This is a genomic window from Halomonas sp. BM-2019, assembly GCF_017584085.1.
This window is the reverse complement of the sequence record NZ_CP071922.1, coordinates 2,047,851-2,058,616: the sequence shown is the minus strand read 5'-3', so window position 1 is coordinate 2,058,616 and position 10,766 is coordinate 2,047,851. Positions and strand designations below refer to the sequence as shown.

Below are 10,766 nucleotides of genomic sequence, written 5' to 3'. Positions count from 1 at the left end.
TGCTGGTCTACAGCCCCGAGACCCGCCGCGTGCGGGTCTGGCCCTTCGGCGCGCCGGGTCCCAGCCTCAGCCTGCGCCCCACCCACCGACTGGTGCGCAGCGCCCGCGGGCATCGCGTCGACCAGTCGGACCTGGGCACCCTGCTGCGCAACGTCCAGCGCCTGCAGTGGCGGGGTGAGCTGCGCTCGCTGGGCCAGGCGCGTCTCGGCGACCACCAGGTGCAGCACGTCGCCGTCCAGGGCGCCCCGGGCCATGCGGTGGGCGAGGTCGCCCGCTACGAGCTGTGGCTCGACGCCGAGCATGGGCTGCCGCGACGGGTGGTCAGCTTCGACCGCCACGGCCGCGAGCTCGAGCGGGTGACGCTGGACGAGCTGGTGCTCGACCCGCCGCTGCCCGCCGACCACTTCTCGCCCTGAGCGGCGGCGACCATGGCGGCCTACCGTTTCGTCACCCGCTGGCGACTCGCCGCCGCCCTGCCGGCGGTGCACGAGGCCCTGAGCGAGCCCGCCCACTGGCCGGCCTGGTGGCCGGGGCTCGAGGCGGTAGACCTGCTCGCCCCCGGCGATGCCGCCGGGCACGGTCGACGCTATCGTTTCACCTGGCGCAGCACCCTGGGCTATCGCCTGCGCTTCGAGGTGTGCGTGACCCGCACCCACGCCCCCTACCGGGTCGATGCCCGGGCCAGCGGCGACCTGACCGGCCTGGGCCGCTGGTCACTGCGCGAGGTCGAGGGCACCACCGAGGTGACCCACCTGTGGCGGGTGACGACCACCCTGGGCTGGATGAACCGGCTCGCCCCCCTGGCCCGTCCGCTCTTCGCCTGGAACCATCATGCCCTGATGCGCCGGGGCGCCCGGGGCCTGGCCGACCACCTGGCGGCACCGCTGATCGGCGGCGTGGAGATTCACGGGTGACCGCGACGCCTCGCGCGCAGGACCAGGTTGCGGGGCGTAAGCGCGCGCGCGCAGAAGGTGCCTACTCCTGCGTCACCACCTCGTAGGGCAGCGAGAGGTCGCCGGAGGCCACGTCATAGACCCGATAGACCCCGAGGGTGGGACGCTGCGGATCCGAGGTGTTGACCTCCAGATAGGCGGTCAGCGCATCGAAGCGGAAGTCGCGCTGTCCCTTCACCCGATAGGCCGGCACCAGGATGCGCAGCGCATCCCCCTGGGTGATCACGGCGTGTCCCGGGGAGTCCAGATAGAGGGGCATACCCGGGTGGGTGGGTGGCAGGATCGGCGCGTCCTCCTCGCCGATCTCCACCACACTGAAACCGCCGGGCACCCGGTCGTCCTCGGTGAGCACCACCCAGTGGGTGTGCCAGACGCCGCCGTCGTTGTCGTAGCGGCCATCCATGCTCTCGTCCCACAGCGGGGTGTCGTCGAAGTCGGGGTGGGAGGTGGCGGCCAGGGCCAGGATGCCCGCCACCTCGCCGAAGCCCACCGCCGTGGGTGGCAGGTCGGTGGGGAAGACATAGCCCAGAACCGGCGCACCATCCATGGCCCCCCGCGGCTGCCGGCCTCGCCCTCGAGGCGCTGCTCGAAGACCAGCAGATCGAGCCATGGCAGATAGCGCACCGTGGACTCGAGGATGCGCAGCGCGGGATCGTCGTCGGGCGGGGTCGCCGGCCCGTTGGCCAGACCCGGAGCGGCGGCCAGCAGCAGGGCGCCGCCGGCCAGGGTGAGAAGCGAAGCGGTCAGGGGTCGCATGGCGGTTCTCCATCACGGGCATCGCTGGCCGTGGCGGTGGTGGCGATCTGGTGGTGACAAATGGCCAGACCTGCACCAGCCGCTGCTCCAGCGTCATGGACATCGACACTCGGTCTCCCTATTGATTCGTACACCTAAGTAATAGACCCGGTTTGACGCAGCGGCCAGGCGCCCGCCGCCTCAGCGACGCCGCGCGCGCAGGACCAGGTTGCGGGGGGTGAGCGCGCGCGCACAGAAGGTGCCGAGCTCCACCGCATGGCCGGCCTCCTCCAGGAAGCAGAGCCGGTCCAGCGCCAGCCACACCTCCAGCGGGCGACGGAACAGATGACGGACCAGTTCCAAGCGCGCCACCTCGCGCTGGCGCCGCCGACCGGCCGCCTCCAGCCCCGCCCAGTCGAGGCCGGTAGGAAGGTCTATGCCCTTCTGCTCCGCCGCCCAGCGGCAGAAGCCCTCGAAGGTGGCCGGCATCCGCCCGTAGGCGAGGCTCGGCACCGGCAGGTAGGCGTCGACCCCGCGCACCTCGCGCTGCAGCCGGTCGAAGCCGAGCCGCCAGGCGCCGGCCCGCTCGCGGTGGCGCTGCACCCCGCGGGGGGCGGTGACGGTTTCCTGCACCGCCAGGGCCAGGTCGTCGCGGGAGAGCGCCAGGCCATGGGCCTCGGCCAGCTCGGCGCCCAGGCGTGACAGCGGCCGATAGCGGTCGTCGGCGGTACGCTGGTAGCAGCAGGGGGCCAGGGTCAGGGCGCTGCCCGTCGCGGCGACGAGCTCGAGCAGGCGCCGGTGCAGGTCACCGCAGGCATGCAGCGCCGCCACCCGGGTCTGCCCATCCAGCCAACGGGCGGCGTCGGCGGCCATCACGTCCTGCACCCGCAGCGTCACCCGCGCGCCCTGGCGTTCGGCCAGGGCCTCGCCGTCGGCGCACAGCGCCGGGTCCCATTCCAGCGCCGTGACCTCGGTGTCGTGGAGGCGCGCGAGTGCCCGGGCCAGGTGCCCCTTGCCGGCGCACCACTCCACCAGGCCCTCCCCCGGGGCGACCTCCACCTGGGGCAGGAAGGCCTGGAGCTGGCGCCACTTGCGTCCGCCCACCTGCTCCCCCCAGGCCTCGGGCAGCGCCTCGGCCGCTCCCGCCAGGGAGGGCAGCTCCACCAACCGGGCCAGCTCCGCCACCGGCAGCCAGGCGTCCAGGGGAGAAGCCGAGAAGGGGGCAGCCTGGAGGCGCGCCACCTCCGCCTCGGGCAGCGCCAGCAGGGTCTCGGCCAGGCCGGGACAGCGCGAGCGCCAGGGGGGCGTCGGGTGCTGGAAGGGCGGGCAGCCCCACAGCGGGCGCCACTCGGAGAGCCGCGCGGTCAGGCGCCGAAAGCGTTCGTCATGGGTCACGGGATCGACTCAGATGGCGTTGCGCAGCCCCAGCTCGTAGGGGTGCGGGTCCAGGTAGGTCTGGCGACGGATATACTCCGAGCCGTGGCGCTTCAGGTAGTGGGCCAGCAGGCGGATCGGCACCGCCAGGTGCACGTGGCCCTGGCGGTAGTCCTCGATGGCGGTGAGCAGGTCCTGCTTGGTCTCGCCGTCCAGGGCCTCCTTGAGGTAGCCGAACACGTGCATCAGGGCGTTGGTGTGAGTCTTGCGGGTGGCCGGCCTGGCCAGCGCCGCCATGAAGCGCTGCAGGTAGTGCCCCATGGCCTCCTCCAGCGGCCGGTCGTGGGCCTCGGCCAGGTAGCGGCCCAGCTCGCGGTAGGCTTCCACATGGTGGGCCATCAGCAGGTACTTCTGTCGGCTGTGGAACTGCAGCAGGTTGTGATAGCTGGGATGGGCCTCCACGTGGCGCTTCCAGTCGTCGGCGGCATAGACCCGGGTGATGAAGTTCTCGCGCAGCACGGCGTCGTTGAGGCGCGCCTCCTCCTCCAGCGGCAGCTCCGGGAAGTGACGGCGCAGCGCCCGCACGAAGGCACCCGAGTCGGCGTGGCTGGGCATGCCGTTCGCGTGGTAGACCTTGACCCGCTCCAGGCCGCAGCTGGGTGAGCCCTTCATCAGGATGAAGCCGCGCAGGTGGCGATGCCGTGCGATGAAGGCGCGGCTCACCTCGTCCAGCCGCTCGGTCACATCCAGGCTCGGGTCCACCGTGCCCAGGACCCGGGGCACCTCATCCGGGGCGCCCACCAGGCGAATCGGCTCGCGGGGCACGCCCAGTCCCGCCTCCAGCTCCGGGCAGAAGGGCTCGAAGGCGAAGCGCTCGGCGAGCACGTCCTGGCAGTACCGCGACCGCTTGTGGCCGCCGTTGTAGCGCACCGGCTCCCCCATCAGGCAGGCGCTGATCCCCACCGGGATGCCCCCGCGCTCTGTCTGCTGCGTCATCTCTCTGGCTCCTCGCCGCCCAAGCCCCTGATCCCGCCAGGGTGCCACACCCCTCCCGGAGTGTCAGGCGACGCCCCCGACGGTAGCGTCATCGGGCAGCAGGCTGCCCAGGGTCGCCGTCATCCCCGCTCTCCACGGCCCCACCGGCCGCTGTTGGCTCCTCCGGCCCCGCGCGCCCCGGGCGGCGGCGCCGACCCGGCCGACGGCGCCGGTGCTCGAGCGCTTCCAGCCAGGCCTCGCGTGCCGCGGCCCCCGCCTCGGCGGGCGCCACCTGCCAGGTGCGTTCCCCCACCGCCACCAGCAGCGGCTGGACCCGGAACCGCCAGGTCAGGCCCCGGACCGAGATGCCGCGTGCCGGCCAGACGAGTCCCTGGAGGCCATGCACCGACGCCTCGGGTTCCCCCGGCTCGGGGATCTCCCGGGCAAAGGCCGCCAGCGCCCGATTGAGCCGCTGGGCCGCGCGCCACTCGAACAGGGTGGTGATCAGGAACAGCAGCAGCGCCGCCGCAGGGCCCGCCTCGGGGTTCTCGAGGGCGAGCAAGAGCCCCAGCAGCACCGACATCATCCCGTAGAGGATCAGCTTCCCTCGCATGGCCTGCCAGGTGGACGGCAGTGGCGTTATCGCACTCATCGGACACCTCCCGCGATGACCGCAATCTTCATGGTAGCCCCCTCCTGGTGAAAGACCCGGTGGGTGGGCGGGTGGCCCGCGACGGCTTGGGGACATGGTATCCTCCCCGGTGAACCGCCGGCAGCCTTGCCGGCCCCGAGAGCCAACTTTCAGGAGATGTTCATGGCCAGGGCAACCGCGCGTCATATTCTGGTGGACAGCAAGGAGAAGTGTGAGGCCCTCAAGGCCGAGATCGAGGGCGGCCGTGACTTCGCCGAGGTGGCCCGCCAGAACTCCACCTGCCCCTCCGGCCGCCAGGGCGGCGACCTGGGCAGTTTCGGCCCGGGCCAGATGGTCCGCGAGTTCGACGAGGTGGTGTTCTCCGGCGAGCTGAACAAGGTCCACGGTCCGGTGAAGACCCAGTTCGGCTACCACCTGCTCGAGATCACCAGCCGCAGCTGATCCGCCGGCCGCCCCCCCCCAGCCGCGCATGGCCGTCATGCGCGGCTTTTTTGTACAATCCCTGTACCCAGCGCCCCACCACGCCAGGGCAGGGCCATTCGCCTGTCGATAGGAGGTCTTCTTGAACCACGATGCGGTGATCACCGTCGAGCGCCTCTCGAAAACCTATGCCGGCGGCTTCCAGGCGCTCAAGGAGGTCAGCCTTGCGATCCGGCGCGGCGAGATCTTCGCCCTGCTGGGGCCCAACGGGGCGGGGAAGACCACCCTGATCAGCGTGATCTGCGGCCTGGTCAACGCCACCTCGGGCCGGGTGCTGGTGGACGGCCACGACAACGTGCGGGACTTCCGCGCCGCCCGGGAGCGCATCGGCCTGGTGCCCCAGGAGTTGACCAACGAAGCCTTCGTCACCGTCTGGGACACCGTGAGCTTCAGCCGCGGGCTGTTCGGCAAGGGCAAGGATGCCGCCCATATCGAGAGGGTGCTGCGCTCGCTGTCGCTGTGGGAGAAGCGCCGCAATCGCCTGATCACCCTCTCCGGCGGCATGAAGCGCCGGGTGCTGATCGCCAAGGCCTTGGCCCACGAACCGGAGATCCTGTTCCTCGACGAGCCCACCGCCGGGGTCGATGTGGAGCTCCGCCGGGATATGTGGGAGGTGGTCCGGCAGCTGCGCAGCAGCGGGGTGACCATCATCCTCACCACCCACTACATCGAGGAGGCCGAGGAGATGGCCGACCGCATCGGGGTGATCCGCCGCGGCGAGCTGGTGCTGGTGGAGGAGAAGCACGCCCTGATGCGCAAGCTGGGCAGCAAGGAGCTGACGCTGCACCTGCGCGAGCCCCTGATGGCGGTGCCGGCCTCCCTCGCCCGTCACCGGCTGGCACTGGCCGAGGAGGGCCATGCGCTGGTCTACACCTACGATGCCAACGAGCGGGACGAGGAGCGGGCCGGCATCGCGGAGCTACTCGCCGACCTGGAGGCCGCCGGCATCGGCTTCACGGACCTGCACACCCGCCAGAGCTCCCTGGAGGAGATCTTCGTCAGCCTGGTCAAGGAGACCACATGAACCTGCAGTCCGTGAAGACCCTCTACCTCGCCGAGATGGCGCGCAGCCTGCGCACCGTGCTGCAGAGCATCGTCTCGCCGGTGATCTCCACCTCGCTCTACTTCGTGGTCTTCGGCGCCGCCATCGGCACGCGGATCAGCGAGGTGAACGGCGTGAGCTACGGCGCCTTCATCGTGCCCGGGCTGATCATGCTGATGCTCCTGACCCAGAGCGTCTCCAACGCCTCCTTCGGCATCTTTTTCCCGCGCTTCTCGGGCTCGATCTACGAGATCCTCTCGGCGCCCATCTCCTACTGGGAGATCGTGTTCGGCTACGTGGGCGCGGCAGCCACCAAGTCGGTGATGCTGGGGCTGATCGTGCTGCTCACCGCCCGGCTGTTCGTGCCCTACTCCATCGAGCACCCGCTGATGATGGTGCTCTTCCTGGTGCTCACCGCGGTGACCTTCAGCCTGCTCGGCTTCATCATCGGCATCTGGGCCGACGGCTTCGAGAAGCTGCAGCTGGTGCCACTGCTGGTGATCACGCCGCTCACCTTCCTCGGTGGCACCTTCTATTCCATCGACATGCTGCCGCCCCTGTGGCAGGCGGTCACCCTGGCCAACCCGGTGGTCTACCTGGTCAGCGGCTTCCGCTGGAGCTTCTACGGCATCAGCGACGTCAGCCCGGTGGTCAGCCTGGGCATGATCCTGCTGTTCCTGACCGTTGCCCTGGTGGTGGTGGAGCGGATCTTCCGCACCGGCTACCGGCTCAAGCCGTGACCGGGTATCGAGACGCCAGCCGGCCGGGTATCATCGCCGCCCTCGTCCACCATCGCGGGAGGCCCCATGCCGATCCTCAATGCCATCGTCCATCGTATCGAGACGTCCGGTGACGCCCCGGCCAGGCTGGTCGCGGCCGAGGCGACGCTGCCCCCGACCGATGCCCTGGACGCCCTGCTGGAGGGGCTCAACAAGGCCTACCACGGCAAGAGCAAGGCGTGGGGCCACTTTCGTGACGCCACGCAAAGCGCAGGCAGCGAGCCGGCTTCGCCGCTGGCCGCGGAGCTGGGCGACTACCTGGCCGAGCGTCGAGACTTCGTGGCCCTGACCCGGGAGTTCGCCGGGCGCCTGGCCAGCCTGCTCGACGCCCATCTGTCGGTGTCCGGCGATCTGGTCGTGCTGGATACCCGCTTCGGGGACGCCCGTTTCCTGACCCTGGCCTTGCTGCATCACCGCGAGGGCTTCGCGGTGGACGAGGCCCTGACGGTGGTGCCGGCCCGACAGCTCAACCTGGCCCAGATGAGCCTGGCGGCGCGAGTCGACCTCAGCCAGTGGCAGCGCGGCGAGTCGCGGCAGTACCTCTCCTGGACCCGCGACCGCGGCGGCAAGGCGCTGGCGGAGGGCTTTTCCGGCCTGCTCGGCGCCGTGGAGGGAGTGGACGCCGGCGGCGAGACCCGCACCCTGCTCAAGGCCTTCAGCGACTACGTCGAGCAGGAGGAGTTGGCCGAGGAGGCGAGCCGGGAGAAGACCTCCGCGCTGCTCGACTACGCCAGCGACCAGGCCAGCCGCGGCGAGCCGATTACCCTGGAGGAGCTCTCCGAGGTGCTCGACGAGCAGCGGCCCAAGGCCTTCTATGAGCATATCCGCAACGCCGACTACGGCCTCTCGCCCGAGATCCCGCCGGACCGCAAGACCCTCAATCAGTTTCGCCGTTTTACCGGCCGCGCCGGCGGGGTCTCGATCAGCTTCGACTCCCATCTACTCGGTTCCAGCGTGGAGTACGACGAGGCCGCGGACCGGCTAATCATCAAGCAGGTGCCCAAGCAGTTGAAAGAACAGCTTAAAAGGAAATAAATGATCCAGAAAGCATGAGAATCTTAATCCTAACAGGCTGATAGCAAAGGAGAAGCCTGTTATGTAAGTCATTTCTTACACGACCCGTAGGCAAACAGGGACAGAGCGGAAATCAGGCTGGCATCCCGCGCGATTCGGGGCCAAGCTAGCTCGATAAGTTGTCCTTGCCTCGCCGGACGGCATCAGGGAAAGCCGCAAGAGAACAAGCCGCACTAGCATAAACCCATGACTCGCAGGGAAATCGCCACGCCAGGCCCGGCGTGGCGCGAGCCCCCAGGAAATGCTGTATGACGCCTAGCGCAGTGGATGGCCATGAGCTGAACTGGCAGGCCGAGTTTCGCGACTCGGCACTGGAGGCTCTGTTCCAGCGCACCCTGCTCTCCTACCACGCCTGTCAGCTGCGCCTGGCGCTGGGCGTGATCGCCGCGCTGCTGCTGGCCTTTTCCCTGGCCGACTATAACCTGCTGGGGCCGGGCGAGGCCTTCCTCACCCTGCTGGCCATGCGCCTGATGATCGTGGCGGTCTGCCTGCTGCTGGCCCTGGCCGTCTGGCAACGACCCGCCGTGGCCCAATGGCAGTTGCCCATCAACCTGGTCTGCCTGCTGGGCCTCTCGGGGCTGCTGCTGGTCATTCCGCTGCGCCCCGAGAGCAGCGGCATCCACGTTGCCTCGATCGTGGTGGCCAGCATGGCCCTCTACCTGTTCATTCCCAGCCGCCTCCCCTGGATGCTGGCCGGCAACGCCTACCTCTTTCTGGGCTTCGTGATGTCGGCGATGCTCTGGGCCCCCCTGCCGCCGGGGCTAATGCTGACCAGCCTGCTGCTGCTGCTCTTCGTCAACCTGCTGGGCTTCGTCACCATCACCCGCATCAAGCGACTCAAGCGCGAGCAGTTTGCCCTGCTGCTGGAGGAACGCTCCGCCAATCGCCGCCTGAAGATCGAGATCCGCGAGCGGGCGGCACTGGAGACCCGGCTGCGCCACATGGCCTGCATCGATGGCCTGACCGGCATCGCCAACCGTCGCCATTTCTTCGAACTGGCCGAACAGGAGCTTCGCCGGGCTCGCCGCGACGGTACGCCCCTGGCGATCTGCATGGTAGACGTGGATCTGTTCAAGCAGCTCAACGACCGTCATGGCCATGCGGTGGGCGACCTGGTGCTCTCCTCCGTTGCCAGCTGCTGTCAGTCGGTGCTGCGGGAGTCCGACGTGCTGGGCCGCTATGGCGGCGAGGAGTTCGTGATCGCCCTGCCCCTGGCCGACCTCGCCACCGCCGCTGCCATCGGCGAGCGGCTGCGCGACCGGGTCAGAGCCCTGAAGCTGCCTGTACTCGGCGACGAGACATCGCTGACCGTCACGGTGGGCATCAGCCGAGTCGAGGAGGGGGAATCGCGGCTGGATCATGCCCTGCTCCGCGCCGACCGGGCCCTCTACGCGGGCAAGGCACAAGGCCGCAACTGCGTGGTGGTGGCTTCCCGGCCGCAGCAACCGGGCCATTCATCGGCCGATCCGCCGGCCTGGGCCTCCAGCATGATGGCCAGGTGCATGAACCCGCCAGATGGAGGCGTCGCCCCTAGCGAAGCAGGTAGCCTTGCTCCAGCCTCGGCTGGCGAGCCTCCTCCCTGACATTCCTGAACACGATCAGGGTGGGGCGGCTGCCTGCCCTTGCCGCCCTGCGGCCCGTCGTCCAGGCGTGACTGAGCGACACGAACGATGGCGCTCAACCCAGGGTCGGGGATTCGAGCATGCGGGGGCCTTGCCGGGCTGCTATCGTCGACGCATGTTCGGTTACTTTCCCGCCTGCCGAGATCCGCGATGAGCTCACGCCCCGACCCGCGGGTGCTGCTGCGCCTGCTGCGCCTGCTGGCCCCCTATCGATGGCGACTGGCCGTGGCGGCCCTGGCCCTGCTGGCGGCCGCGGGGAGCGTCTTGCTGCTTGGCCAGGGGCTGCGCCTGGTGATCGACCGCGGCTTCATGGCCGCCGACAGCGCCGCGCTGGGCCGGGCCCTCACGCTGATGCTCGCCGTGGTGACGGTGCTGGCGATGGCCTCGGCGCTACGCTACTACCTGGTGACCTGGATCGGCGAGCGGCTGGCCGCCGACCTGCGTCGACGGGTCTTCGACCACCTGCTGACCCTGGAGCCCGGCTTCTTCGAAAGCGCCCAGGCGCCCGGCCAGGCCGCCGGGGAGATTACCTCGCGACTTACCGCCGATACCAGCGTCCTGCAGAGCCTGTTTGGCTCCTCGGTCTCGCTTGCCCTGCGCAACCTGCTGATGCTGCTCGGCGCCGTGACCCTGATGCTGGTGACCCAGCCCTGGCTGTCGGCCATCGTGCTGCTGGGAATTCCCGCCACGGTGCTGCCGATCCTCTGGTTCGGGCGGCGAGTGCGGCGGCTGTCGCGTGCCAGCCAGGATCGAGTAGCGGAACTCGGCCGCTATGCCGACGAGGCGCTGACCGGCATCCGCACCGTCCAAGCCTTCACCCACGAGGCCATCGACCGTCGCGACTATGCGTCCCGCGCCGAGGAGGCCTTCGTCAGCGCAGTGGCGCGCACCCGCCAGCGCGCCTGGCTCACCGGCATCGCCATGCTGGCGGTCTTCGCGGCGGTGGGCATCATGCTGTGGCAAGGCGGGCTCGCGGTGCTGGCCGGGACCATGACGGCCGGCGAACTCTCGGCCTTCGTCTTCTACGCGGTGCTGGCGGCCGGCGCCGTGGCCACCCTGGCCGAGGTGGCCGGCGATGTC

Annotated in this window: 12 protein-coding genes; 8 read left to right on the top strand and 4 right to left on the bottom strand. The window is 69.8% G+C overall.

Annotated features, from left to right (window positions below):
- Together J5F18_RS10225 and J5F18_RS10220 are read left to right on the top strand one after the other, a co-directional pair.
- On the top strand, positions 1-416 hold a 416-nt coding region (locus J5F18_RS10225; protein ID WP_346302129.1), incomplete at its 5' end, for a sigma-E factor regulatory protein RseB domain-containing protein.
- Between the two features lie 12 nt (positions 417-428).
- Positions 429-914: an SRPBCC family protein gene (locus J5F18_RS10220; protein ID WP_346302128.1), complete on the top strand. Its 486-nt coding sequence runs from the start codon at positions 429-431 to the stop codon at positions 912-914.
- A 61-nt stretch (positions 915-975) separates the two neighbouring features.
- Here the strand turns inward: J5F18_RS10220 and J5F18_RS10215 are convergent, their stop codons facing one another.
- The 4 genes from J5F18_RS10215 to J5F18_RS10200 form a co-directional block, all read right to left on the bottom strand.
- The gene (locus J5F18_RS10215) at positions 976-1,500 is read right to left on the bottom strand and encodes a hypothetical protein (protein ID WP_346302127.1); all 525 of its coding nucleotides are present in this window, start codon (positions 1,498-1,500) and stop codon (positions 976-978) included.
- 389 nt (positions 1,501-1,889) lie between these two features.
- A complete protein-coding gene (locus tag J5F18_RS10210; RefSeq protein ID WP_346302126.1) occupies positions 1,890-3,083 on the bottom strand; it encodes a methyltransferase in 1,194 nt (397 codons plus the stop codon).
- A gap of 9 nt (positions 3,084-3,092) precedes the next feature.
- Positions 3,093-4,058, bottom strand: a complete 966-nt coding sequence (locus tag J5F18_RS10205; RefSeq protein ID WP_346302125.1) for a DUF523 and DUF1722 domain-containing protein — start codon at positions 4,056-4,058, stop codon at positions 3,093-3,095.
- Positions 4,059-4,146: 88 nt separating this feature from the next.
- A complete protein-coding gene (locus J5F18_RS10200) occupies positions 4,147-4,689 on the bottom strand; it encodes a hypothetical protein (protein ID WP_346302124.1) in 543 nt (180 codons plus the stop codon).
- Positions 4,690-4,851: 162 nt separating this feature from the next.
- On the opposite strand from J5F18_RS10200, the gene J5F18_RS10195 reads away from it, so the two are divergent.
- From J5F18_RS10195 to J5F18_RS10170, 6 genes are all read left to right on the top strand, one after another.
- Positions 4,852-5,130, top strand: coding sequence for a peptidylprolyl isomerase (locus tag J5F18_RS10195; protein WP_346302123.1), 279 nt, complete (start codon positions 4,852-4,854; stop codon positions 5,128-5,130).
- Between the two features lie 121 nt (positions 5,131-5,251).
- Positions 5,252-6,193 (top strand): ABC transporter ATP-binding protein, encoded by a 942-nt coding sequence (locus J5F18_RS10190; RefSeq protein ID WP_346302122.1) that lies wholly within the window; start codon positions 5,252-5,254, stop codon positions 6,191-6,193.
- On the top strand, positions 6,190-6,951 hold the full coding sequence (locus J5F18_RS10185) for an ABC transporter permease (RefSeq protein ID WP_346302121.1): 762 nt from the start codon (positions 6,190-6,192) through the stop codon (positions 6,949-6,951). Before J5F18_RS10190 ends, J5F18_RS10185 begins: the two co-directional genes overlap by 4 nt.
- A gap of 66 nt (positions 6,952-7,017) precedes the next feature.
- Positions 7,018-8,025: a nucleoid-associated protein YejK gene (yejK, locus tag J5F18_RS10180; RefSeq protein WP_346302120.1), complete on the top strand. Its 1,008-nt coding sequence runs from the start codon at positions 7,018-7,020 to the stop codon at positions 8,023-8,025.
- Between the two features lie 287 nt (positions 8,026-8,312).
- The gene (locus J5F18_RS10175) at positions 8,313-9,647 is read left to right on the top strand and encodes a GGDEF domain-containing protein (RefSeq protein WP_346302119.1); all 1,335 of its coding nucleotides are present in this window, start codon (positions 8,313-8,315) and stop codon (positions 9,645-9,647) included.
- 189 nt (positions 9,648-9,836) lie between these two features.
- A partial coding sequence (locus J5F18_RS10170; RefSeq protein ID WP_346302118.1) for an ABC transporter transmembrane domain-containing protein occupies positions 9,837-10,766 on the top strand: 930 nt, incomplete at its 3' end.